Source organism: Microbacterium sp. NFH-22A-Y, assembly GCF_021401375.1.
Taxonomy (GTDB): domain Bacteria; phylum Actinomycetota; class Actinomycetes; order Actinomycetales; family Microbacteriaceae; genus Microbacterium; species Microbacterium hominis.
On the sequence record NZ_JACBGF010000003.1, the window covers coordinates 629,619 to 653,278 of the forward strand.

Annotated in this window: 25 protein-coding genes; 10 read left to right on the forward strand and 15 right to left on the reverse strand. The window is 70.2% G+C overall.

All coding sequences use genetic code 11. The features are described 5' to 3' along the window. Positions 1-119: 119 nt before the first annotated feature. On the reverse strand, positions 120-1,133 hold the full coding sequence (locus L0965_RS14045; protein WP_060958719.1) for a cation diffusion facilitator family transporter: 1,014 nt from the start codon (positions 1,131-1,133) through the stop codon (positions 120-122). A 2-nt stretch (positions 1,134-1,135) separates the two neighbouring features. Further along, positions 1,136-1,576, reverse strand: coding sequence for a YchJ family protein (locus L0965_RS14050; RefSeq protein WP_101306465.1), 441 nt, complete (start codon positions 1,574-1,576; stop codon positions 1,136-1,138). A 68-nt stretch (positions 1,577-1,644) separates the two neighbouring features. Between L0965_RS14050 and L0965_RS14055 the strand changes: the two genes are divergently transcribed. From L0965_RS14055 to L0965_RS14065, 3 genes are all read left to right on the forward strand, one after another. Continuing rightward, complete coding sequence (locus L0965_RS14055) at positions 1,645-2,181, forward strand: hypothetical protein (RefSeq protein ID WP_157831617.1); 537 nt, start codon at positions 1,645-1,647, stop codon at positions 2,179-2,181. 251 nt (positions 2,182-2,432) lie between these two features. Next, positions 2,433-2,918 carry a hypothetical protein gene (locus tag L0965_RS14060; RefSeq protein WP_232783909.1) on the forward strand — a complete coding sequence of 162 codons (486 nt, stop codon included), beginning with the start codon at positions 2,433-2,435 and terminating at the stop codon, positions 2,916-2,918. A 37-nt stretch (positions 2,919-2,955) separates the two neighbouring features. Further along, on the forward strand, positions 2,956-3,873 hold the full coding sequence (locus L0965_RS14065; RefSeq protein WP_101306467.1) for a 5'-3' exonuclease: 918 nt from the start codon (positions 2,956-2,958) through the stop codon (positions 3,871-3,873). Between the two features lie 470 nt (positions 3,874-4,343). Here the strand turns inward: L0965_RS14065 and L0965_RS14070 are convergent, their stop codons facing one another. From L0965_RS14070 to trpD, 3 genes are all read right to left on the reverse strand, one after another. Continuing rightward, positions 4,344-5,330 carry a PHP domain-containing protein gene (locus L0965_RS14070; RefSeq protein WP_101306468.1) on the reverse strand — a complete coding sequence of 329 codons (987 nt, stop codon included), beginning with the start codon at positions 5,328-5,330 and terminating at the stop codon, positions 4,344-4,346. 71 nt (positions 5,331-5,401) lie between these two features. Then, positions 5,402-5,893, reverse strand: coding sequence for a hypothetical protein (locus tag L0965_RS14075; protein WP_060958722.1), 492 nt, complete (start codon positions 5,891-5,893; stop codon positions 5,402-5,404). A gap of 95 nt (positions 5,894-5,988) precedes the next feature. Further along, positions 5,989-7,050 (reverse strand): anthranilate phosphoribosyltransferase, encoded by a 1,062-nt coding sequence (gene trpD, locus L0965_RS14080; RefSeq protein ID WP_101306469.1) that lies wholly within the window; start codon positions 7,048-7,050, stop codon positions 5,989-5,991. A 121-nt stretch (positions 7,051-7,171) separates the two neighbouring features. On the opposite strand from trpD, the gene L0965_RS14085 reads away from it, so the two are divergent. From L0965_RS14085 to L0965_RS14105, 5 genes are all read left to right on the forward strand, one after another. After that, positions 7,172-7,816 (forward strand): heme-copper oxidase subunit III, encoded by a 645-nt coding sequence (locus L0965_RS14085; protein ID WP_060958724.1) that lies wholly within the window; start codon positions 7,172-7,174, stop codon positions 7,814-7,816. Positions 7,817-7,836: 20 nt separating this feature from the next. After that, a complete protein-coding gene (locus L0965_RS14090) occupies positions 7,837-8,637 on the forward strand; it encodes a cytochrome c (protein ID WP_101306470.1) in 801 nt (266 codons plus the stop codon). Between the two features lie 46 nt (positions 8,638-8,683). Beyond that, positions 8,684-9,763, forward strand: a complete 1,080-nt coding sequence (locus L0965_RS14095) for a ubiquinol-cytochrome c reductase iron-sulfur subunit (RefSeq protein WP_060958726.1) — start codon at positions 8,684-8,686, stop codon at positions 9,761-9,763. After that, a complete protein-coding gene (locus tag L0965_RS14100) occupies positions 9,760-11,583 on the forward strand; it encodes a ubiquinol-cytochrome c reductase cytochrome b subunit (protein ID WP_101306471.1) in 1,824 nt (607 codons plus the stop codon). Before L0965_RS14095 ends, L0965_RS14100 begins: the two co-directional genes overlap by 4 nt. 86 nt (positions 11,584-11,669) lie before the next feature. Then, positions 11,670-12,089: a rhodanese-like domain-containing protein gene (locus tag L0965_RS14105; RefSeq protein WP_060958728.1), complete on the forward strand. Its 420-nt coding sequence runs from the start codon at positions 11,670-11,672 to the stop codon at positions 12,087-12,089. A gap of 16 nt (positions 12,090-12,105) precedes the next feature. Here L0965_RS14105 and L0965_RS14110 read toward each other — a convergent pair whose 3' ends face one another. From L0965_RS14110 to L0965_RS14135, 6 genes are all read right to left on the reverse strand, one after another. Then, positions 12,106-12,903 carry a PP2C family serine/threonine-protein phosphatase gene (locus L0965_RS14110; RefSeq protein WP_101306472.1) on the reverse strand — a complete coding sequence of 266 codons (798 nt, stop codon included), beginning with the start codon at positions 12,901-12,903 and terminating at the stop codon, positions 12,106-12,108. A gap of 20 nt (positions 12,904-12,923) precedes the next feature. Next, the gene (locus L0965_RS14115; protein WP_060958730.1) at positions 12,924-13,358 is read right to left on the reverse strand and encodes a cytochrome c oxidase subunit 4; all 435 of its coding nucleotides are present in this window, start codon (positions 13,356-13,358) and stop codon (positions 12,924-12,926) included. Continuing rightward, entirely contained in the window at positions 13,359-15,122 is a 1,764-nt protein-coding gene (ctaD, locus tag L0965_RS14120) for a cytochrome c oxidase subunit I (RefSeq protein ID WP_060958731.1), read from the reverse strand. Next, complete coding sequence (coxB, locus tag L0965_RS14125; protein WP_060958732.1) at positions 15,122-16,027, reverse strand: cytochrome c oxidase subunit II; 906 nt, start codon at positions 16,025-16,027, stop codon at positions 15,122-15,124. Before coxB ends, ctaD begins: the two co-directional genes overlap by 1 nt. 136 nt (positions 16,028-16,163) lie before the next feature. Beyond that, positions 16,164-16,535, reverse strand: a complete 372-nt coding sequence (gene erpA, locus L0965_RS14130; RefSeq protein WP_060958733.1) for an iron-sulfur cluster insertion protein ErpA — start codon at positions 16,533-16,535, stop codon at positions 16,164-16,166. 93 nt (positions 16,536-16,628) lie between these two features. Next, positions 16,629-18,032: a dipeptidase gene (locus tag L0965_RS14135; RefSeq protein ID WP_101306473.1), complete on the reverse strand. Its 1,404-nt coding sequence runs from the start codon at positions 18,030-18,032 to the stop codon at positions 16,629-16,631. Between the two features lie 77 nt (positions 18,033-18,109). Here L0965_RS14135 and L0965_RS14140 point away from each other — a divergent pair, with 77 nt between their 5' ends. Continuing rightward, positions 18,110-18,670, forward strand: coding sequence for a DUF3043 domain-containing protein (locus L0965_RS14140; protein ID WP_060958735.1), 561 nt, complete (start codon positions 18,110-18,112; stop codon positions 18,668-18,670). Position 18,671: 1 nt separating this feature from the next. Continuing rightward, positions 18,672-19,697 carry a hypothetical protein gene (locus L0965_RS14145; RefSeq protein WP_198553622.1) on the forward strand — a complete coding sequence of 342 codons (1,026 nt, stop codon included), beginning with the start codon at positions 18,672-18,674 and terminating at the stop codon, positions 19,695-19,697. On the opposite strand, the gene L0965_RS14150 is transcribed toward L0965_RS14145, so the two are convergent. Genes L0965_RS14150 through L0965_RS14165 form a run of 4 tightly spaced genes read right to left on the reverse strand, consistent with a single transcriptional unit; the run spans position 19,663 to position 23,656 of the window. Then, on the reverse strand, positions 19,663-20,694 hold the full coding sequence (locus tag L0965_RS14150; RefSeq protein ID WP_101306474.1) for a quinone-dependent dihydroorotate dehydrogenase: 1,032 nt from the start codon (positions 20,692-20,694) through the stop codon (positions 19,663-19,665). The genes L0965_RS14145 and L0965_RS14150 overlap by 35 nt on opposite strands. Before the next feature lie 52 nt (positions 20,695-20,746). Continuing rightward, entirely contained in the window at positions 20,747-21,211 is a 465-nt protein-coding gene (gene nrdR / locus L0965_RS14155) for a transcriptional regulator NrdR (RefSeq protein ID WP_101306475.1), read from the reverse strand. Between the two features lie 3 nt (positions 21,212-21,214). Further along, positions 21,215-22,531 (reverse strand): histidinol dehydrogenase, encoded by a 1,317-nt coding sequence (gene hisD / locus L0965_RS14160; RefSeq protein ID WP_060958738.1) that lies wholly within the window; start codon positions 22,529-22,531, stop codon positions 21,215-21,217. A 9-nt stretch (positions 22,532-22,540) separates the two neighbouring features. After that, positions 22,541-23,656, reverse strand: coding sequence for a hypothetical protein (locus L0965_RS14165; protein WP_101307244.1), 1,116 nt, complete (start codon positions 23,654-23,656; stop codon positions 22,541-22,543). Positions 23,657-23,660 lie beyond the last annotated feature (4 nt).

Below are 23,660 nucleotides of genomic sequence, written 5' to 3' on the forward strand. Positions count from 1 at the left end.
GAACGGATGCCGCCGCCGGAGCGGTCGGTCAGGGATTGCGTGTCAGGAACATGCGGCAGGGCCACACGAATGACACTCCAGGGTATCAGAGTCACCGGGTTCCCGCCGGGTCGCGGGCCTCAGCCGCGCAGCGGGTCGGCGGGGTGGTCGGGATCGAGGGCGGGCGCCCCGGGACGCGACAGTGTCAGCACGGCCCACGCGACGCGCGGGCTGGCGGCGAGCCGGTCTTCGATGGCGTTGAGCTGCTCCGCCACGACGTGCTCGGGGATGTCGCCGACCAGATCGACCGCGGCGACGACGAAGACGCGCCCGGGGCCGACGTACTCGATGTGGAGGTAGGTGATCTGGGCGATCTCCGGCTGGGCGAGCAGGCGCTGGAGAGCGGCCGCCCGCACCCGTGGATCGACCGCGACACCGACCAGGAACCGACGGTTCTGGCGGATCAGCACGACCGCGACGACCGCCAGCAGGACGCCGACGAGGATCGAGCCGATCGCGTCGGGGACCGCCGACCCGGTGAGCTGATGCAGCAGGATGCCGCCGAAGGCGATCACCAGACCGATCAGCGCCGCGGCATCCTCGAAGAACACCGCCCGCAGCGTGGGATCGGACGTTCCCATCACGTAGTCGAGGACGTCCTGCGAGCTCTCCTTCGCATGCCGCCGCGACTGACGCAGCGCCTGCAGGAACGAGATCCCCTCGAGGACGAAGGCGACGGCCAGCACGGCGTACGACACACCGAACAGACCGGCCGGCTCCGGGGAGAACAGCTCCTGCACGCCGTGCATGATCGACACGCCCGCACCGACCGCGAACAGTCCGAACGCGGCGAACAGCGACCAGACGTACGCCTCGCGTCCGTAACCCGTGGGATGCCGCGCGTCGCGCGGGCGCACCGACCTCCGCGCCGCGACGTACAGGAAGATCTCGTTGCCGGTGTCGGCCCACGAGTGCGCCGCCTCGGCGAGCATGCTCGCCGCGCCGGTCAGCATCGCCGCGATGGTCTTGGCGATCGCGATGAGGAGGTTGGCGCCGAGGGCGATCAGCACGGTGAGCAGCGACGCGCTCTGTCCCTCCGGCGCGCCGGCATCCGTCGATGCGGGACGGGCGCCGGGCGGACGGGCGGGGGTCATGCTCACACGCTACGCCGGTCGACCACCCCGTCGAGGTACGTCCAGCGTCCGTCGACGAGGCGGAACCGGCTCGTCTCGGCGAGGACGCCGCGATCGCCGCTGCTCCGATCGGCCCACCGGGCGCGGAACGACACGACACCCCGGGTGTCGCCCGCACGCCCCTGCTCCGTGGAGAGGATCTCCAGCCCGCGCCAGTCGGTCTGCGCGTCGAGCTCGAGCCGATCGGGCCTCGTCGCCGGATGCCAGGAGGCCAGTAGGTGCGCGGCGTCGCCGAGCGCGAACGCGCTGTAGCGCGAACGCATCAGTGCCTCGGCGGTCGGCGCGGCCTCGCCATCGAGAACGGGCCCGCAGCACGCGGCGAAGGCGTCGCCGCTGCCGCACACGCACCGCGATCCCGGAGCCGGGCGGCGCCCGCGCGACGGAGAGACGGCGCCGAAGGACATGCCTCGACTCTACGGCGCGGCTGTGGATAACCGGGATGGGCGGCCGGTGCCGTGACTAGCGTGGTGGCATGGTGACGCGGCGGCAGGCGGGGGCGGCGATCGCCCTCGCCGTCGTCTGGGGCCTGGCGATGAGCGGCTGCACGCCTCAGCCCGCACCCGTGCCGAGCGCCTCCGCGACGGGCTTCGCGTCGGACGAGGAGGCCTTCGCCGCCGCCGAGGCGACCTTGCGCCAGTACATCGAGAAGTCGAACGTTCTGGACCTCAACGATCAAACGAGTATCGACGAGTTTCTGTCACTGTCGACGGACGAACAACGAACTTTCGACGGTGACCGCCTCGCGAAGTACAAAGACGAGGGATACAAGTTGTCAGGGACCACAAGAGTCGTGACGGTGGTTGCAGCTTCCGTGGAACGCCATAGGAACTATGTAGTACTCGGTGTCTGTCTCGATGTGTCTTCAGTCGACGTTCTCGACGGATCAGGAAAGTCAATCGTCTCGCCCGACCGTCCGGACTTGCAGAGTCTTCGCGCCACAGTCGAGGGTGAGCCGCTTCGCGTTTCGTCAGTTCAAGGGGACACGGAGTCGGACACATGCAGGTCCTAGCGTTCGCTGCACTGATTTTCGTACAGGCGGCAGCGCTACCCACCCAGACACCGTGCGACTACACGACGTCAGCGTGCTCGATCTCGAACACGGGGTCTACCGTCGAGGTCGGCGCAACTCGTCCGGGCGGGTCGGAGGGCCCCCACGGCTCGCCCGACGGTTCGCGCGGTGACGGCGGGAGCTCCGGCGGCACGGCTTCTCCCCCGCCGGCGTGCACCGACAACCTGTGCCGCGGCAACTACTCCGTCGCCGTGCTGCGGCCGACTCTCGCCGACGTGGCGTCGTTCGCCCCGGCATCCGCGCCCCTCGTCGACGAGCCCGACGGCGTCGGGATCGTCGGCATGCCCGTCAACTTCGTGGTCTCCGCCGGCGCCCACGAACAGACCGGGGTGCTGTTCGACCTGCCCGTCACCGTGCGTTTCACACCGACGTCATACGTCTTCGTCCACGGCGACGGCACCGTGCGCGAGACCGTCACGGGCGGCCGCACGTGGGCGCAGCTGGGCCGCGCGCAGTTCAGCGCCACCGACACGAGCCACGCCTACTCGACCCGCGGCACCTATACGGTCGCCGCGACCGTGCGGTACGCGGCCCAGGTGGACTTCGGCGGGGGCTGGACGGATGTCCCGGGCCTTCTCGAGATCCCGGCCGGCGCCACGACACTGCAGATCGTGGAGGTGCGGACCGCCCTGGTCGAGCGGACCTGCGGGGAGAACCCCACCGGCCCGGGATGCTGACCGCGACGCCGACGCGACCGCGTGACAGGATGAGCGCGTGGCCGATCGCCTGATGCTCCTCGACACCGCGTCCCTCTACTTCCGTGCGTTCTACGGCGTGCCCGACACGGTGAAGGCGCCGGACGGCCGCCCCGTCAACGCCGCGCGCGGGCTCCTCGACATGATCGCGAAGCTCGTGACGACCTACGAGCCCACGCATCTCATCGCCTGCTGGGACGACGACTGGCGCCCCCAGTGGCGAGTCGACCTCATCCCGACCTACAAGACGCACCGCGTCGCCGAGGTCGTCGAGAGCGGCACGGACGTCGAGGAGGTGCCCGACCCCCTCACGATCCAGATCCCCGCGATCCGCGACGAGCTCGACGCTCTGGGCATCCCGATCGTCGGTCACGCCCATCACGAAGCGGACGACGTCATCGCGAGCTACGCGACCCAGTCGACGAGGCCCGTCGACGTCGTGACCGGAGACCGCGACCTCTTCCAGCTCGTCGACGACGACAAGGACGTGCGGGTCATCTACACCGGACGCGGCATGAGCAAGCTCGAAGTGCTCGACGGCGCCGCCGTGGCAGCGAAGTACGGGGTGCTCGCCGAGCAGTACGCCGACTTCGCGGTGCTGCGCGGCGACGCCTCGGACGGGTTGCCCGGGGTCGCCGGCATCGGAGAGAAGACCGCCGCCACCCTCCTCGCCACCCACGGCGACCTTGCCGGCATCCTGGCGGCGGCCGCATCCGGCGAGGGCGTCACCGCCGGCATCCGCGCCAAGCTGCTCGCCGCGGCCGACTACGTCGCCGTCGCCCCGCGCGTCGTGGAGGTGGTGCGCACGCTCGACCTGCCCGACGTCGACGCGCGGCTCCGCACCCCCGATGCGGCGGAGGTGGCGCGTGTGGATGCCGCGTGGAACCTGGGCACGCCCCTCGCGCGCGCGGTGAGCGCGGTCGCCGCGCGCGCCTGACGTCGGCCCTGCGTGGCAGCAGCCGCCACGACACGACGACGCGACCGCGCCACCGCACCGCCGCACCACCGCACGCCGGTGACGTTCGTCGGACTTTCCGCCACGGTCCCACCCCTGGGCACCCACGGCTCGCGGTGACGACCGGGAATTCCGACGGTCGTCACGGCCGCCTCCGCAGGGCATGGCAGCCGCCGCCACCACACGACGCCGCGACCGCACCCCCGCACGTCGGTGACGTTCGTCGGACTTTCTGCGGCGGTCCGACCCCCGAGGCCCCCACGGCCGGCAGGCACAATCGGCGAATCCGACGGTCGTCACGGCCGCCTCGGGGGCACAGCAGCCCCCAGACGGGCCACGTCCGCCCGCAGACGGGGTACGTCCACCTCCGGCGGGCACAGCAGCCCCCGGCAGGCACAGCAGCCCCCGGCAGGCACGGCCGCCGCCGGCGGGCGCCGCCGGCGGCGCCGCCCTCAGCGGTCGAGCCAGTCGCGCAGGCGCGGGAGGGGCCAGGTCGTGACGATCCGCTCGGGCGGCACGCCGGTACGCTCGGCGCGCGCCGCGCCCTCGTCCAGCAGTCCGAGCTGGCCGGGAGCATGCGCGTCGGAGTCGATGGAGAACAGGCACCCCTCGCTCAGCGCGAGCGCGATGAGGCCGTCCGGCGGATCCTCGCGCTCGGGCCGGGAGTTGATCTCCACCGCCACGTCGTGCGCGGCGCACGCGGCGAACACCGCGCGCGCGTCGAACGCCGACGGCGGACGGGTGCCGCGGTCACCGCGCACCAGACGCCCGGTGACGTGACCGAGCACGTGGACGTCACCGCTGGAGACGGCGTTCACCATCCGTCGGGTCATCGCCGGGGCCTCCATCCGCAGGGCGGAGTGCACCGATGCGACGACGACGTCGAGCCTGCGCAACAGGATGCGCTCCTGGTCGAGCCGCCCGTCGTCGAGGATGTCGACCTCGATGCCGCTGAGCAGCGTGAAGTCGTCGTCGCTGTACGCCGGCAGCTGCGCCAGCTGCGCACGAAGGCGTTCGGCGGTCAGTCCGTTCGCGACCCGCAGTCGTGGCGAGTGGTCGGTCAGCGCGAGGTATTCGTGACCGAGGGCCCGCGCCGCGTCGACCATGTCGCCGATCGGCGTCGTGCCGTCCGACCAGTCGGAGTGGCAGTGCAGGTCGCCGCGGAGTGTCGCGCGCAGCGCTGACCGCGCCGGGGCGAATCGTTCCCGCAGTTCGGCGAGATAGTCGGGCACCTGCCCGGCCAGCGCCTGCTGGATGACGCGGAACGACGAGTCGCCGATCCCCTTCCGGCGGCGCAGGGCGGCGGTGTCGGCCAGCTCGTCCGCGCGGAGATCGGAGATCGCCGCCGCCGCCGCACGGAAGGCAGCGGAGCGGTAGCGCGAGGCCCGCTCGCGCTCGAGCAGGCTCGCGATCTCCCTCAGGGCATCGATGGGCTCCATGTGCACGACATCATGACAGCGGAACGGGCCCGCGCGCTGCGCGGGCCCGTTCCGAGGGAGACAACGATCGATCAGGCTCTCGTGACCGCCGAGCGGCGGACGACGACGGGCACGGAGGCCAGCCTCGTGAGCGCGGCGCCGAAGAGGATCGACAGGATGCCGACTCCCATCGCGAACGCGGCGACGCCGAAGGACACGACGGACGTGAACAGCGACGCCCGCAGGAACGACGCGTTCATCATCGTGGCGCGCACCGGGTCGTCCTTGTCGAGCTCGGCGTAGGTCTTGCCGCCGGAGGCCGTCAGCGCGTGGTGCTGGATGATGTCGGCCTGCACGTACGCGGTGAACGGGCCCTGGACGGTCTGGCCCTGGAAGGCGATCGCGTCATCGGGGACGGTGATGTTCTCGGCGCGCAGCTGGCTCGAGACCGTGACCCACACGACGAGACCGACGACGATCAGCGCGATTCCGCCGAGGATGCCGAGGATTCCGGCGATCTTGACGAATCCGACCTTCTTCTGCGGAGGTTCGAGGGTGTCGGCGGTGGCGGTGTTCTCTGACATGGTTGGGGGTCCTCTCTTTGGTGCCGGGCCGTTGCCTCACGGTATCGCTCACATCGGCGCGGCAACCAGAGGACGAGCCAGAGAAAACCCTGTGGTCAGTCCACAGTGCGCGTGGTCGCCTCGACCCACCGCGCCAGGACCCCGGCCGCGGCACCCTCGTCGATCGCGGCGGCGGCCCGCGCGCACGCCGCAGCGAGGCGCTCGACGATCGGGTACTGCACCTGCGTGGCATCGCGGAACAGCTCGTACGAGACGATGCCCGCGGCCGCGTTCAGCAGGACGATGTCGCGCACGGGACCCTTCTGCCCGTCGAGCACACGGCGGACGACCTCGGCGTTGTGGTGCGCGTCGCCGCCCAGGAGGTCGGAGATCTCGGCGAGCGGGATGCCGAGGTCGCGCGGGTCGAGGTCGTGCTCGTGGATGTCGCCGCGGCTGATCTCCCACACCCGGCTGTGCCCGGTCGTCGTCAGCTCGTCCAGCCCGTCGTCGCCGCGGAAGACGAGAGCCGTCGCGCCGCGCGTCTGGAACACGCCGGTGATGAGCGGCACGCGGTCCAGCGCCGCCACGCCGACGGCGTTCGCCTCGGCGCGGGCGGGGTTGCAGAGGGGCCCGAGGAAGTTGAACACGGTGGGGACACCGAGCTCGGCGCGCGTCGGGCCCGCGTGGCGGAACCCCGGGTGGAAGGCCGACGCGAACGCGAACGTGATGCCGGCCTCGGCCAGCACGTCCGCCACCCGCTCCGGTGGCAGCGTCAGGTCGATCCCGAGCGCGGCCAGCACATCGGAGGATCCGGATGCCGAGCTGGCGGCGCGATTGCCGTGCTTGACGACGGGGATGCCGGTGGCTGCGGCGACGATGGCCGACATCGTCGACACGTTCACCGTGCCGAATCGGTCGCCGCCCGTTCCCACGATGTCGAGGACGTCCGCCGGCACCGGAAGCGGCAGTGCCGCCTCGAGGATGGCGTCGCGGAACCCGACGATCTCGTCGACCGTCTCGCCCTTCGCCCGCAGCGCGAGGAGGAATCCGCCCAGCTGGGAGGGGGTCGCGGAGCCCTGCATCACCTGCCGCATGGCCCACGTCGATTCCGACACACTGAGGTCGCGCCGGTCGAGAACGGCCGTGAGGATCTCGGGCCAGGAATAGAGCTCCACCATGAGCCCCGATCCTATCGGCACTCTGTCAGGGAACTCCCGGCGCGCGCGAAGCGCCCTCCGATCCCTCCGAAAGTCGAACGCACCTTCAGTGATGCGAAAACCCGGCCCGGAATCAGCCATAATGGGGAGCGTGACGACCACTCCAGCGACCTATTCCCAAGCCTTGCGTTCCGTCAAGCGGCCGGATCCGGTCGCCGTCGGCACCATCGTGTGGCTCGGCAGCGAGGTCATGTTCTTCGCGGGTCTGTTCGCGATCTACTTCACGCTGCGCAACGCCTCCCCCGACCTGTGGGCCGAGAGCACCGGAGACCTCAACGTGCCGTTCGCGGCCGTGAACACGGGGATCCTGGTGCTGTCGTCGTTCACCGCCCAGGCCGGCGTGTTCGCCGCCGAGCGCTTCCAGCCCTACCGCCGCGGCTCGTTCTGGCAGTTCCGTCAGTGGGGCATGGTCGAGTGGTTCTTCCTCACCTTCCTCATGGGAGCCGTGTTCGTCTCCGGCCAGGTCTGGGAGTACGCGACGCTCGTCGCCGAGGGTCTGCCGATCAGCGCGAACTCGTACGCGTCGGCCTTCTACATCACCACCGGTTTCCACGCGCTGCACGTGACGGGCGGTCTGCTGGCCTTCCTCCTCGTCATCGGGCGCGCCTACGCCGTCAAGAACTTCGGACGCAAGGAGATGACGTCCGCGATCGTCGTCTCCTACTACTGGCACTTCGTCGACGTGGTGTGGATCGTCCTGTTCTTCGTCATCTACGTCGTCAAGTGAGAGCGGAGCTGAGTTCCTCCATGGCATCCAAGACCACCCGCCCGAAGACCGGTCGTCGCAGCAAGTGGGCTGCCGCCGCGCTCATCGGCATCGGCCTGCTCGTCACCGGCGGCGTCTATGCCGGCGCCTCCGCGGCGATGGCCTCGACCGAGCCGGCGTCGGCATCCACGACGCTGACGGTCGACGACGGCAAGAAGCTGTTCCAGGCCAACTGCGCCACGTGCCACGGCCTGAACATGGAGGGGACGGCCGACGGCCCGTCGCTCTACGGCGTCGGTGAGCTCGCCGTCGAGTTCCAGATGTCGACCGGTCGCATGCCCCTGCAGATGCAGGGCCCCCAGGCGCCGCAGAAGCCGGCCCAGTTCACCGAGGACCAGATCCGCGCGATCGCCGCGTGGGTCCAGTCGGTCGCTCCCGGCCCGACCTATCCCGACGAGCGGATCCTCGACGGTCAGGGCGACGTCGCCAACGGCGCCGAGCTGTTCCGCATCAACTGCGCGATGTGCCACAACGTCGCCGCGGCCGGCGGTGCGCTCACCGAGGGCAAGTACGCCCCGGCCCTCACCAAGACCAGCCCGCTGCACATCTACGCCGCGATGGTCACCGGCCCGCAGAACATGCCGGTCTTCAACAACATGACCATCACCGACGACGAGAAGCGCGACATCATCTCCTCGCTGATGTACCTGCAGGAGAACGAGTCGGCCGGTGGCTTCAGCCTCGGCTCGCTCGGCCCGGTCTCGGAGGGTCTGTTCATCTGGATCTTCGGCATCGGCGCCCTCATCGGCATCACCGTGTGGATCACGGCGAAGTCGAACTGATCGGGCATACGTGGACAACGGCACTGACGTAGGGAACGGACGAGACATGGCACACGAGGAAGACGCACTCGAGCACGAGAGGGCTTCATGGAAGCCCTCCCCCGGGCTCGCCGTCGCCGTCCCCGACCCCGTGCAGAACCCGGGCCTCCCGCCTCACCGGGAGCGCATCACCGACAAGGATCCGGCCGCGATGCAGCGCGCCGTCCGCACGGTCTACACCCTGTTCTACCTCTCGCTCGCGGGGAGCATCTGGGCGGTCGCCGCCTACATGCTGTTCCCGATCGAGAGCGGCCGGATCATCGACATCCGCCACAACAACCTCTTCATCGGTCTGGGCATCGCGCTCGCGCTGCTGGCCATCGGCATCGGCGCGATCCACTGGTCCAAGGCCGTGATGAGCGACAAGGAGTACATCGAGCCTCGCCACGCGACGCGCGGCCGCGACGTCACCCGCGAAGGCGCCGTCCAGGCGTTCCGCGAGGCGAACGAGGAGTCCGGCTTCGGGCGTCGCACCGCCATCCGCGGTTCGCTGATCGCCGCCCTCGTGGCCTCCGTGCTCCCCGGCATCACGCTCTTCCGCGGCCTGGCTCCCGAGTCCAGCACGGCGCACCCGGATGCCGGTGACCCGGTGGCCCTGCTGAGCCACACCATGTGGAAGAAGGGCGAGCGCCTCGCTCACGACCCGACGGGTGAGCCGATCCGCGCCGCCGACCTGACGCTGGGCTCCGCCGTGCACGTGATCCCGCAGTCGCTCGCAGACCTGAGCCACCACGACGGCTACCTCGAGCAGAAGGCCAAGGCGATCGTCCTGCTCATGCGTCTGCTGCCCGAGCAGCTCGTCGAGGCCGAGGACCGCAAGGACTGGTCGTACAACGGCATCGTCGCGTACTCCAAGGTCTGCACGCACGTCGGCTGCCCCGTGGCCCTCTACGAGCAGCAGACCCACCACCTCCTCTGCCCGTGCCACCAGTCGCAGTTCGATGTGACGCACGGTGCCGCGGTCATCTTCGGCCCGGCGGCCCGCCCGCTGCCGCAGCTGCCCATCGCCGTGGATGCGGAGGGCTACCTCGTCGCGCAGAGCGACTTCACCGAACCCGTCGGCCCGAGCTTCTGGGAGCGCCATTGAGCACCGCGACTGTCACCGAGACAGGCCCTGACACCAGCCAGCCCCAGGCGACCCGCGACGAGAAGCCGCTGGGCGGTCGTTTCGTGGCCGGCGCGGCGAACTACATCGACGAGCGCACGAGCATCTCGGGTCTCGTCAAGGAGCTCGGCCGCAAGATCTTCCCCGACCACTGGTCGTTCATGCTCGGCGAGATCGCGCTGTGGAGCTTCGTCGTCGTGCTGCTGTCCGGCACGTTCCTGACGTTCTTCTTCCAGGCCTCGATGGTCGAGACCCACTACAACGGCGCCTTCCTGCCGCTGCGCGGCGTCGAGATGTCGGCGGCGCTGGATTCGACGCTGCGCCTGTCGTTCGACATCCGCGGTGGCCTGCTGGTGCGCCAGATCCACCACTGGGCGGCCCTGGTGTTCGTGGCGGGCATCGGCGTGCACATGCTGCGCGTGTTCTTCACCGGCGCCTTCCGCAAGCCGCGCGAGCTGAACTGGCTCATCGGTTTCGTCCTCTTCATCCTCGCGATGGCCGAGGGCTTCACCGGGTACTCGCTGCCGGACGACCTGCTCTCGGGCAACGGCCTGCGCATCATCGACGGCATGGTCAAGGGCATCCCCGTCATCGGCACGTGGACCTCGTTCCTGCTCTTCGGCGGCGAGTTCCCCGGCACGCAGATCGTCGGCCGCCTGTACACGCTGCACATCCTGCTCCTGCCGGCCATCCTGGTCGCCCTGCTGGCGGTGCACCTCATGCTCATGATCGTGAACAAGCACACCCAGTTCGCCGGCCCCGGCCGTACGAACAGCAACGTCGTCGGCTACCCGATGATGCCGGTGTACATGTCCAAGATGGGCGGCTTCTTCTTCATCACGTTCGGTGTGATCGTCCTGATCGCGTCGCTGTTCACGATCAACCCGATCTGGAACTACGGCCCGTACGACCCGTCACCGGTCTCCGCCGGCACCCAGCCCGACTGGTACATCGGCTTCGCCGACGGCGCGCTGCGTCTGGTGCCCCCGCACCTCGAGGCCGTGTTCTGGGACCGCACCTGGTCGTTCAACATCCTGATCCCGCTGGTCACCCTCGGCCTGTTCATCGTGCTCGTCGCGATCTACCCCTTCATCGAGGCGTGGATCACGGGCGACAAGCGCGAGCACCACATCGCACAGCGTCCGCGCAACGCGGCCACCCGCACGGCGATCGGCGCCGCCGGTGTGACGTTCTACGCGGTGCTGTGGGCCGCGGCATCCTCGGACATCATCGCGACCCACTTCTGGCTCACGATGGAGGGCGTCATCCACACCCTCCAGGCGCTGCTGTTCGTCGGGCCCGTCCTCGCGTACTTCATCACCAAGCGCATCTGCATCGCGCTGCAGAAGAAGGACCGCGAGATCGCGCTCCACGGGTACGAGTCCGGACGCATCGTGCGCCTTCCGGGCGGCGAGTACATCGAGGTGCACCAGCCCGTCGACCAGTACGAGGTCGTCAAGCTCGTCGACTTCGAGACGAACGAGCCGCTCGTCGTGCGTCCCAATGACCAGGGACGCATCCCGTGGCACGAGAACTTCCGCGCCTCGCTGTCGCGGTGGTTCTTCGAGGACCGCCTCTCCCCCGTCACCCAGAGTGAGCTCGAGGCGGCGCGCGCGCACCAGCACCACACGCTGGACCACATCGCCACCGAAGAGGACGCGGAGATCCAGGGCATGCACGAGCGTGCCGGAGTGCCCGACGCGCCGCACCACCCGATCGACGACGGCCACAACAGCGAGACGGCCGTGCGCCCCTCGAACGTGATCGTCCCCGATGACGAGGCGAAGGACGCGAAGGACTGACGTCCGCCGCACGCTGGCAGTCAAGCGGCGAGGAGTGACCGTTCCGGTCCTCCTCGCCGCTTCGTCGTTGCCGTAGCGTCGACGCCATGACCGATGACACCCTCGCCTACTTCTCGGCGAAGCTCGCCCACGAGACCGACCCCTCCGACGTCTACGCCGCGCAGAAGGCCGGCGAGCAGTTCGTGCTCGTCGACGTGCGCGGAGCAGAAGCCTGGGAGCAGGGTCACGCGGTCGGCGCGCTGCACATGCCCTACCGGGAGATCGAAGCGCGTGCGCCCCGCGAGATCCCGCTCGACACCCCCGTCGTGGTCTACTGCTGGAGCCCGGGGTGCAACGCCGGCGCCAAAGGCGCGGTCGCGTTCGCGCGCCTCGGATACCAGGTGCGCGAGATGATCGGCGGCTACGAGTACTGGGTGCGCGAAGGACTGCCCGCCCAGGGCGCCCAGGGCCCGCTCCCCCGCGTGTTCGACGCCCAGGTCATGGTGGTGCGCCCCGCCTCCGACTGACCCGGGACGACGGCGCTCACCCGGCGAGGGTGTCGATGCCCTCCGCGAACCGATCGGCGGCGGCGCCCGCGAAGCTCGGACGCTCGCCGCGGGGTGCGCCCTTCGCGACGTCGGCGACGACGGCCGTGACGTTGTCGCGGGAGCCGGCCTGAAGGGATGCCGCGACCACCGTCTCGGCGGCCGTCTGAGGACGCGTCACGGTGCGGAGGATGTCGGCGATCGCATCGTCCGGGAGATAGTCGCTGACGCCGTCACTGCACAGCAGCCAGCGATCTCCTCGCACGGCGATGCGCTCACTGACACGGACGAGATCGGAGGGCTCACCGCGCAGGGATGCCGTGATGATGTTGCGGCGCGGGTGCGTCATCGCATCCTCTTCGCGCACGATCCCCTGGTCCACCAGCACCTGGACGAAGGAGTCGTCGCGTGTCTGACGGATGAGGTGCCCCTCGCGGAGCAGGTAGCCGCGGGAGTCGCCCGTGTGCGCGAGCAGCAGCGCCCCGCCGCGGCCGAACCACAGACCCGTGAAGGTGGTCGCCATCCCGGCCAGCGAGGGATCGCGCCGCACATGTGCACCGAGGTCCCAGTTCGCGATCCGCACGCGAGCCGTGAGCTCGTCGGCATCCTCGAGGATCGCCCCGCCCGCCACGAGCCGGTGCAGGAACGCGGCGGAGGCGAGATCGCCCGCCGGGCCCCCGCCCACGCCGTCCGCGACGCCCACGCCCCAGGAGGCGACGAAGGCGGCGTCCTGATTGGCGTCGCGGTATCCGCCGACGTCGCTGGAGACGCCGGCCCGCAGGGAGAGAGCCGTCACGGCCGACGTGGCGTCGCCGCTCAGCGCGCGAAGTACCCGCGGTAGTACTCGAACACCCAGCCCACGATCGCGATGACGAAGACACCGAGACCGATGGGAAGGAGGAACGTGCCCACCGCGAGGCCGAGGATGCCGAGGGCTGCCGAGAAGGCGAGCACGAGCGGCCACCACGACCACGGGCTGAACTCACCCATCTCGGGGTCGCCGTCGTCGATGTCGGCCGTCAGCGAATCCTCGGGAAGCTCGCCGCCCTGGGCGCGGTGCACCCGGTCGACGTAGAAGCCGATCATCGCCGCCATGAAGACCGTGAACAGCAGCGCGACGCTGCCGACCCACTCGATCGCGTGGAACCACGGACGATCGGAGTGCTCGATGATGTTCCACCCCGTGTAGAGGGCGAAGCAGAGCAGGAAGAACCCGGAGAGGATCCACCAGAGGTTGACGTTGGTCTTCACTTACTTGACCTTCCCCTCGGCCACGTCGACGACGGGCGCATCGGGTGCGTCCTTCGCCGGTCCCACGCCCACGGGCAACGCGGCCTCGGGGTGGTTGAGGTCGAACGCGGGACGCTCGCTGCGGATCCGCGGGATCGACGTGAAGTTGTGACGCGGCGGCGGGCAGCTGGTGGCCCACTCGAGCGAGCCGCCGTAGCCCCACGGGTCGTTCACGGTCACGCGCGGCGCCTTGCGGGAGGTCAGCCACACGTTGAGGAAGAACGGGATCATCGACGCACCGAGGATCATGGCGCCGATGGTGGACACCTGGTTCTGCCACGTCCAGCCGTCGGCGGCCGAGTAGTCGGCGTAGCGGCGGACCATGCCGTCGACGCCCAGCCAGTGCTGGATGAGGAAGGTCATGTGGAAGCCGATGAACAGCATCCAGAAGTGCACCATGCCGAGCCGCTCGTTGAGCATGCGACCCGTCCACTTCGGCCACCAGAAGTAGAAGCCGGCGAACATCGCGAACACGACCGTGCCGAAGACGACGTAGTGGAAGTGGGCGACGACGAAGTACGAGTCGGAGAGGTGGAAGTCCAGCGGCGGCGAGGCGAGGATGACGCCGGTGAGGCCACCGAAGACGAACGAGACGAGGAAGCCGAGCGAGAACACCATGGGCGTCTCGAACGTGACCGAGCCGCGCCAGAGCGTGCCGATCCAGTTGAAGATCTTCACGCCGGTGGGAACAGCGATCAGCATCGTCATCAGCGCGAAGAAGGGCAGGAGCACGGAACCCGTGACGTACATGTGGTGGGCCCACACCGACACCGACAGGGCCGCGATCGCGATCGTCGCGTAGACCAGGGTCTTGTATCCGAAGATCGGCTTGCGGCTGAACACCGGGAAGATCTCGGAGACGATGCCGAAGAACGGCAGGGCGATGATGTACACCTCGGGGTGGCCGAAGAACCAGAAGAGGTGCTGCCAGAGGAGCACGCCGCCGTTGGCCGGGTCGTAGATGTGCGCACCGAGCACGCGGTCGGCCGCGGCCGCCAGGATCGCCGCGGCGAGCACCGGGAAGGCCATCAGGATCAGGATGCTGGTGACCAGCGTGTTCCACGAGAAGATCGGCAGACGCCACATCGTCATGCCGGGCGCGCGCATCGTGATGATCGTCGTGATGAAGTTCACGGCGCCGAGGATCGTGCCGAAGCCGGACATGCCGAGCCCCAGCATCCAGAGGTTTCCTCCGGCACCCGGGGAGAACGTCGCGCCGGCGAGCGGCTGGTAGGCGAACCATCCGAAGGCGGCGGCGCCCTGCGGCGTGAGGAAGCCCGCGACGGCGATGACCGAACCGAAGATGAACAGCCACAGCGCGAAGGCGTTCAGACGCGGGAAGGCCACGTCGGGGGCACCGATCTGCAGCGGCAGGATCGCGTTGGCGAAGCCCGCGAACAGGGGCGTCGCGAACATCAGCAGCATGATCGTGCCGTGCATCGTGAAGAGCTGGTTGTACTGCTCCTTCGTGGGAAGGATCTGCATGCCCGGCTCGAACAGCTCCGCGCGGATGATGAGGGCCATCACGCCGCCGAGGAGGAAGAAGATCACCGAGGCGATGAGGTACATGTACCCGATCGTCTTGTGGTCAGTGGAGGTGATCCACTTGACGATGATGTTGCCCTTCTGCTCCACGCGGGTCGAGCTCATGAGCGCGGCCTGACGCGGGGGCAGCGTGGTCGGGCGAGAGGAGGTCTCACCCTGGAGAGGAAGCGTCGTCGCCATCAGTGTTCTCCCTCGGCTTCGGTGGAGGCGCCCGTACCCGGGAAGTTCTGGAGCCGGTCGTAGGCCTTGTTGATGTCACCGGTCTGGCCGGCAGCGCGCAGACCCGCCAGGTACTCCTGGTACTCGGCCGGCTCGACGACCTTCACCTTGAAGAGCATCATCGAGTGGTACTGGCCGCAGAGCTCGGCGCACTTGCCGTCGTACTCGCCGACACGCGTCGGCGTGAAGGACCAGTAGTTGTCCTTCCCGATGTACATGTCCTTCTTGTACAGGAAGTCGATGATCCAGAACGAGTGGATCACGTCGCGCGAGGTCAGCTTGAGCTTGACCGTCTCGTTGACCGGGAGGACGAGGGTCGGCAGTTCGCTGGTGATGTCGCCCTTGGCGTCGGTCTGCGCCTGGACGCCCATGGTCCAGACGGCGTCGTCGCCGGCCTGGCAGTCGGCCGTGTCGTCGTTGTACTGGAAGTCCCACGCCCACTGCTTGCCGATCGCGGTGACGCACACGTCGGGGTTGTCGTACTGGGTCTCCAGGATCGCCTGGTCACGGGCGGTGAAGGCGAAGAAGCCGAGCACGAGGATCAGCGGGACGACCGTGTAGAAGATCTCGACCGGCATGTTGTAGCGCAGCTGCACCGGCAGACCCCGCTGGCCGCGACGGCGACGGTACGCGATGGCCGCCCATCCCATGAGGGCCCAGGTGATCACACCGACGGCGAGGAGGACGATCCACGAGTTGACCCACAGCCCCGACACCATCTCGGTGTGGTTCGTGGCCTGCGTTCCATCGTCGGTGAAACCCGGCAGGAAGCCGTTCAGCTCGGTGGGAGTGCATCCCGCGAGGGCGATCGCCGAGGCGATCCCGATCGGGATGACGGCGAGCCGGAGTCGGCGTTTGACGCGCACGGTGCACCTTTCGGGGTCATGAAGGTCGAACACCGTTCAGTCTAGGGCAACCTCCCACACGATTCAGGCCATCCGCCCAGGATGTCTGCCACTATCGGAGGGGTTTTCCCGGCCTGATCTGCGCCGACGTCAGGACTCAGTGGAAGCTGTCACCGCACGCGCAGCTGCCGGCCGCGTTGGGGTTGTCGATCGTGAAACCCTGCTCCGAGATGGTGTCCTTGAAGTCGATCGTCGCGCCGTCGAGATACGGCACCGACATGTCGTCAACGATGACCTCGACGCCGTCGAAGTCGACGGCCTGGTCGCCGTCGAGGAAGCGCTCGTCGAAGTAGAGCTGGTAGATGAGGCCGGAGCAGCCGCCGGGCTGCACGGCGACACGCAGACGCAGGTCGTCGCGGCCCTCCTGCTGCAGGAGGCTCTTGACCTTGTCGGCCGCGGCATCCGTGAGCAGCACGCCGTGGGCGGCCTCGGTGGCGGTGGCGGGGGCGTTCGTGGCGATGTCGGTCATGGCACTCTCCGGAACCTCGGTGATCGAAGCCGTGATGAGACGGCGGGTCTGCTCGATTCTACGCCGCGGGAGCCGACCGGGGCCCGGTCCGGCTCAGCCCTCCGCTGCCGTCCGGCCGTCCAGTTCCTCCAGCAGCAGCGCCTCCGAGACGAGCGCGTGGCGGAACGTGTCCAGGTGCAGCGACTCATTGGGGCTGTGCGCACGCGCGTGGGGGTCCTCGACGCCGGTCACCAGGATCTCGGCGCCGGGGAACTCGCGCACCAGGTCGGCGATGAACGGGATCGACCCGCCGATGCCGATGTCGACCGGCTCGACGCCGTAGCCCTCGCGCAGGGCGGTGCGCGCCGCGGTGACCGCGGAGCCGCTCGTGTCGACGAGGAAGGCGTCGCCGCAGTCGACGTCGCGGAACGTCAGCTCCGCACCGAACGGCGCGTGCGCGCGCAGATGGGCCTCCAGCGCGGCGTACGCCTCCCGTGCGGGCTGGCCGGGGGCGACGCGCATGCTGATGACCACCGAAACCTCCGGCGCCAGCGTGTTCGACGCGTTCTTCACGCTCGGCGCGTCGATGCCGGTCACCGTGATGGACGGCTTGTTCCAGATCCGGCTGAGGATCGTCCCCCGCCCGATCGGGCTCACGCCGTCGGGCAGGCCGGCCTCGTCGCGGAGCGTCTCCTCCGTGTACTCCGGCGTCGCGGCATCCCTCTCCCCCAGGCCCGCCACGGCGACGGCGCCGTCGCCGTCCCAGAGGGTCGACAGCAGCGTGATCGTGGCGAGCATCGCATCGGGCACGGCTCCGCCGAACATGCCCGAGTGCGAGGCGTGCTCGAGGGTGCGCACCGTGAGGGTGAAGCGGGCGTTGCCGCGCAACGAGACGGTGAGCGCCGGTGTGACGGCGTCCCAGTTGCCGGAATCGGCGACGACGATGACGTCGGCGCGCAGCGCGTCGGCGTTCTCGCGGAGGAACGCCGCGAACGACGCGGAGCCGGCCTCCTCCTCGCCTTCGATGAACAGGTTGACGCCGAGGTCGACGTCATCGCCCAGGACCTCCACGAGCGCACGGAGCGCACCGACGTGGGCCATGATCCCGGCCTTGTCGTCGGCGGCGCCGCGCCCGTAGAGGCGTCCGCCGCGCACCGTCGGCTCGAACGGCGCCGTCTCCCACAGCGTCTCGTCGCCCACGGGCTGCACGTCGTGGTGGGCGTAGAGCAGGATCGTGGGGCGGCCGTTGCGCGCCGCGCGGGAGGCGAGCACGGCCGGCATCCCCTCGATGCCCGTCTCGGGGACCACGGCGGTCTTGACCTCGACGCGGTCGAAGATGCCCAGGTCGTCGAGGAGCTCCTTGACGGCCTCCGCGCTGCGCGCCACCTCCGCACGATCGAAACCCGGGAAGGCGACGGAGGGGATCCGCACGAGGCGCCCCAGATCGGCGAGGGCGGCGGGGACGGCCGCTTCGGCGGCGTCGCGGACGGCGTGACGGCGGGACAGGTCCGAACTCATGCGGGTAATCTTAGGGGGCAGCTCTCGCGCATCCACGTGCGTGCGCACCACCCGTGAAGACAACGAGGATCCACATCGTGGCCAAGAACCCCGCCGCCCCCGACGCCGCCGCAGACGTCCCCACCGGTCCCGGCAAGAACCGCCCGACGCCGTCGCGCGCCGAGCGGGAGGCGGCCCGCAAGCGCCCTCTCGTCGCCGACACGAAGGAAGCGCGCGCCCGTGCGAAGGCCGAGCTCGCCACGCAGCGGGAGAAGGCGCGGATCGGCATGGCCAACGGGGAGGACCGCTATCTCCCGGCCCGCGACAAGGGCCCGCAGCGCCGGTTCGTCCGCGACGTCGTGGACGGCGGCTGGCACGCGGGCGAGCTGCTGATGCCCCTGATGCTCATCGTGATCCTGCTCAGTCTCATCCCGAACACGGCGATCGTGTACTACGGGTTCGCGGCCCTGTGGCTCTACATCCTCTTCGTCGTCATCGACATGGTGATCACCAGCATCCGGGTGAAGAAGCTCGCGCGCGCGAAGTTCGGCGACCGCATCGAGAAGGGCCTCGGCTGGTACGCGGCGATGCGCACCATCCAGATGCGCTTCATGCGTCTGCCGAAGCCGCAGGTCAAGCGCGGCGGCCGTCCCGCCTGACGTGCCGGTGCGCCCGGACCGCAGCTGGCGTCGCTGGTTCGTCGTCGCTCCGGCGCTGGCCGGGCTCGCGCTCGTCATCGTCGGCATGACGCTGGCCGCGCGGGATGCCGACGGCTTCCCGGCCTACCTCAGCGTCATCGTCGGCGGATGGGCGCTCGCCTTCGCCGCCGTCAACTCCCTGAGCGCACTCCCCCCTCGCCGGCAGTGGACGCTGCACGTGATCCTGGCCGTGTGCGCGATCGCGCTGCTGCCCACGAGCATGGCCGTGCTCGACGCGATCCGAGGCCTTCCCGAGCCGTGGCGTCGTCCGCTCTTCCAGGCGGCGCTCGGCGTCCCCCCGGCCGCCGGCTGGGTGCTCGTGACGCTGCTGGGACGGGTGTCGAGTCAGATCGACCGCAGCGCATCCCGTCGGGCGCGGGCGATGGCGACGCCCGCCTGGGGCGGAGCCGACAGCCGTCCGGAGCTCACGGTCACGGCATCCCGCCTCTCCCCGCGGCGACTGACCGCCCTCATCGTGGGGGCTGTCGCGCTGGGCGGCGCGCTCGCGCTGACGATCGTGATCCTCGCCGAGCGGTGGGTGCTGCGCCTGCCGCCGCTGATGCTGGTCGTCCTGTTCGGCGGGCTCATCGCCCTCCCCCTCTACGCCGCGGTGCGCGCCCTCGTCAACCGCCGCCGCTCACGCCTGACCGTCCGCTGGAGCACGGGCGCGATCGAGGTGCACACGGCCGCCGGACCGCCCTGGATGGTCCCGTTCGCGATGATCCGACGGCTCGTGTGGTGCGCACGCGGCGACATGGCGCGGCTCGAGATTCACACGGCGAGCCGGAGCGAGACCTTCCTCGTCGGGATGGTGCGCCAGGATGCCGGTGCGGCGTCCGAGCTGCCGCCGCTGCAGCACCGCATGACCCGTGCGCTCGAGCACGCGGGACTGCGCCCGCGTACCCGGCGGGACACGGCGCGCTTCGATCGGGCGCCCGAAGGCCGGCCGAGCGTCAGCGTCGCCGACGCGCAGCCAACCCCCGGTTGATCTGACGCGCCCAGAGCGGCCCGCGATAGATGAAGCCCGTGTAGCCCTGCACGAGGTTCGCACCGGCATCCAGTCGCTCCTGCACGTCGTCCGCGGTCTCGACGCCGCCCGCCGCGATGATGCAGAAATCGTCGGGCACCGCGGCACGGACGATCCGCAGCACCTCGAGGGATCGGCGGCGCAGCGGGGCCCCGGACAGTCCTCCGGCGCCCATCGCCGCGACGGTGCGGGCATCCACGGTCAGTCCGTCCCGCGCGATGGTCGTGTTCGTGGCGACCAGTCCCGCCAGGCCGAGATCGACCGCGAGACGGGCCACGGCGGCGACCTCGTCGTCCTCGAGGTCGGGCGCGATCTTCACCAGCAGCGGCGTGGAGCCCGCGGCATCCCGCACCGCCTCGAGCAGCGGGCGGAGCGTCTCGACGGCCTGTAGGCCGCGCAGACCCGGCGTGTTCGGCGACGACACGTTGACCACGAGGTAGTCCGCCTCCCCCGCGACGAGCTTCGTGCTGGTGACGTAGTCGGCGGTGGCGTGCTCGACGTCGACGATGCGGCTCTTGCCGATGTTGGCGCCGAGGACGGTGCGCCGAGCCCGGCGCCGCGAACGCTCCAGACGCGCGGCGGCCGCCGCGGCCCCGGCGTTGTTGAAGCCCATGCGGTTGATCAGCGCGCGGTCGGGGATGAGGCGGAACAGTCGCGGGCGCGGGTTGCCGGCCTGCGGGACCGTCGTGACGGTGCCCACCTCGACGTGCCCGAAGCCGAGCGCGTAGAGCCCCTCGCTCATGACGGCGTTCTTGTCGAAGCCGGCCGCGACACCGAACGGCGAATCGAAGACGCGCCCCAGCGCGGGCGTCCGCAGCACGGGGTCGGGCGCCGTCAGCGCCCGGACGATCGGCCGCAACGGCCACACGCCGAACGCGCGGATGACGGGGATCACGAGGTGGTGGGCACGCTCGGGATCCATGTGGGCGAACACGGTGCGGAAGATGAAGGGGTACATCGGCTCCCAGCCTAGGGCTCGCGTCCCGACGTGCCGCGCGCGGGCGCCGTGTCTAGTCGGCGGCGTCGCGCGCGTGGTCGGCGCGCAGCTGGGCGATCGAGGCTTCGAAGTCCTCCAGCGAGTCGAACGCCTGGTAGACGCTGGCGAATCGCAGGTAGGCGACCTCGTCGAGATCGCGGAGGGGACCGAGGATGGTCAGCCCGATCTCGTTCGTGTCGATCTGCGACGCGCCGGTCTGGCGAACCGCCTCCTCGACGGCCTGAGCGAGCACCGCGAGGTCGGCCTCGGTCACGGGGCGACCCTGGCAGGCCTTGCGCACGCCCGACATGACCTTCTCGCGACTGAACGGCTCGATGACCCCGGAGCGCTTGATGACGTTGAGGCTCGCGGTCTCGATGGTCGTGAACCGGCCGCCGCATTGCGGGCACTGCCGGCGTCGGCGGATGCTGAGTCCGTCGTCGCTCGTGCGGGAGTCGATGACGCGCGAGTCGGCGTGTCGGCAGAAGGGACAGTGCACGAGCTACTCCCCCGCCCGCACGTCGGCGAATCGGGCCGTCACGGCTTCGCCGTGCGCCGGCAGCTCCTCGGCGACCGCGAGGGCCACGATCCCGTCGTGCACGGCGCGCAGGGCCTCACGGTCGTACGCGATCACCTGCTGCGGCCGCAGGAACGTGGATGCCGACAGCCCGGCGGCGTACCGCGCCTGACCACCGGTGGGAAGGACGTGGTTACTGCCCGCGAGATAGTCGCCGAGGCTCACCGGCGAGTTCTCGCCGACGAAGACGGCTCCCGCGTTGACGAAGTCCTCGGGCCGCGGGGCGCGCAGGTGCAGCTCGAGGTGCTCGGGGGCGTAGGCGTTGCTGAACGCGGTCGCCACCGCGAGGTCGTCGACGAGGACGACGGCGGACTGGGGGCCGTTCAGCGCCACGCGCGCGCGGGCTCCGTTGCGCGTGCGCTCGACGCGCTCGGCGACCTGCGCCCGCACGCTCTCGGCGAGCTCGGGCGACCAGGTCACGAGCACCGCGGACGCCTGCTCGTCGTGCTCGGCCTGGCTGATCAGGTCGACGGCGACGAGCGCGGCATCCGCCGACTCGTCCGCGACGATGAGGATCTCCGTCGCGCCGGCCTCGGAGTCGGTGCCGACCAGGCCGCCGACGGCGCGCTTCGCGGCGGCGACGAAGTTGTTGCCCGGGCCCGTCACGACATCCACGGGATCGAGTCCGATGCTCTCCACGCCGTACGCGTAGGCCCCGACGGCCCCGGCACCGCCGATCGCGTACACCTCCGTGACGCCCAGCAGCCGTGCCGCCGCCAGGATGTCGGGGTGCACCCGCCCGCCGAACTCGGCCTGCGGCGGCGACGCCAGCGCCACCTCGCCCACGCCGGCCACCTGCGCCGGGACGACGTTCATCACGACGCTCGACGGGTAGACCGCCTTCCCGCCGGGCACGTACACGCCGGCGCGCCGCACCGGTTGCCAGCGCTGCTCGACGCGTGCTCCCGGCCCCAGATCCGTCGTCGTGGGGGGCGGCACCTGCGCGGCGGAGGCGATGCGCACGCGGCGGATGGCCTCCTCGAGCGCACGCCGGACGGTCGGGTCGAGGTGCTCGAGCGCCTCGTCGAGGTGCGCGGCGGGCACCCGGATGTCGTGGTCGGTGACGCGGTCGAAGCGGGCGGCCTGGTCGCGCAGCGACGCCTCCCCGCGCTCGCGCACGTCCGCGACGATGTCGGAGGCGGCCTGCAGCGCCTCGGCGCGGGCGGCCTGTGCACGCGGCACGGCCGAGAGCAGCTGCGCGGTGGTCAGGTCACGACCGCGCAGATCGATGGTGCGGAGCATCCGTCCAGGCTACCCGCGTGTGACGCCGGAGACGTCGGTGAGGTAGCCGATGCGTCCGTCTTCGTGGCGCACGACGTACGTGTCGCCGCGATCCTCGATGACGAGCGCCCACGCCGTCGGTCCGATGCGGAACAGCGGGGCGCCGTTCTCATCGACGACGTCGCGCTCGACGGGGGCGAGAGCCCAGAACGCCTGCGACGCGGCGGGGGCGATGACGGTCTCGTCGACGACGGTCGTCTCGGTGACGGGCTCGACGACACCGGTGGCGGTGCCCGCCGCCGCGTCGGCGCCGGTCGCCACGGCGGCGGTCGGTGCGGCGGCGACGGCGGGACGGGCGGCCGCGGGCCGCGCGACGACGGGACGCGCCGGGCGCGCGTAGCGGTGGGCCGGAACCTCGGTCCGGTAACGGAAGTCCTCCCCGACCGTGGGCAGCAACGGCGCGAACACGGTGAGTACGACGCCGGCGAGCATGAGGATGAACTCCACCCAGACGACCCAGGTGGCCAGGAAGACGCTTCCGCCGCCGAGCGAGACGAACGAGCTCCACAGGATGCCGAGCCAGACGACGGACGAGACGGTGAAGGCCACCGAGGCGAACTGGTCGATGCCGAGCGAGCCGACGCGACGGATGCCCTGCGGCGAGAGCCGGCGCAGACCGATCAGGAAGACGGCCACGGTGGGCACGCCGATCGTCAGCACCCAGTCGATGCCCGTCCAGACCGAGGGGCCCCAGCCGCGGTTGCCGTAGCTGTAGATCGGGAAGAACGAGACGACGAACGCCACCAGCCAGATCGCGCCCAGCGAGACCTCCCGCACCGAGAAGGGACCGACGCCGTACTGCGGCGACGCGGCCTCGTCGACGCCGTCGGGCCCGTCGGTGACCGCCTGGAACGCCTCGGAGAAGGTCGCGTAAGACACGTCGGGGTCGTCGTCCGATGCCGCGGGCCGGGCAGCGGGCTGCTCGTCGGACTGCGCGGCGGGCTGCTCTGCGGGCTCCGTGGCCGGCTGCTCCGCGTGCGCGGCCGTCGGCTCGTCGTCCGGGCCGGCCGCCGCAGGGACGGAGACGGTGGCGTCCTCCGTCGCGCTGTCGTCGGCGGGGTCGGGGGTGGGCTTCTCGTCGGTCACGTGA